General features: G+C 60.3%; 1 protein-coding gene. It reads right to left on the reverse strand.

Annotated features, from left to right (window positions below; all coding sequences use genetic code 11):
• On the reverse strand, positions 1-587 hold a 587-nt coding region (locus AC5Y3P_RS22345), incomplete at both ends, for a class I SAM-dependent methyltransferase (protein ID WP_500048123.1).

The raw sequence follows: 587 nt of genomic DNA on the forward strand, positions 1-587 counted from the left end.
GGGAAGATCTCCTCGCCGATGAACTTCATGAACTTCAGATCGCTGATGGTCAGCTTGATGCCGTTGTCGCGGAAGAACTTCTGGGTGTGCGCCAAGATGGTGTGCAGCAGCATCCGGCCGCCGTCGGCGGGCAGGATGTCGTAGGCGCGTTCGAAGAACGCCGGATAGCGTTCGGCCTTGAACGCCTCGAACGCGCCGATCGACACGATCCGGTCGACCTTGTCGGTGAACTCTTCCCAGCCTTGCAAGCGGACCTCGACGGTGCGTTGGGTGTCGATGCCGGAGAGCAGTTTGCGGCTGTAGGCGCTTTGGTTCTTGCTCAGCGTGATGCCGATGACGTTGACGTCGAAGCGTTCAACCGCGCGGCGCAGCGCTCCGCCCCAGCCGCAGCCGATGTCGAGCAGGGTCATGCCCGGTTCCAGGTTCAGTTTGCCCAGCGCCAGGTCGAACTTGGCGATCTGGGCTTCTTCGAGGCTCATGTCATCGCGCTCGAAGTAGGCACACGTGTAGCCCATCGTCGAATCCAGGAACAACGCGAAAAACTCATCAGAGACGTCGTAAATCGACTGCGATTCCTCGTAGTACGG

It is taken from the genome of Mycobacterium sp. NGS45 (assembly GCF_059812645.1).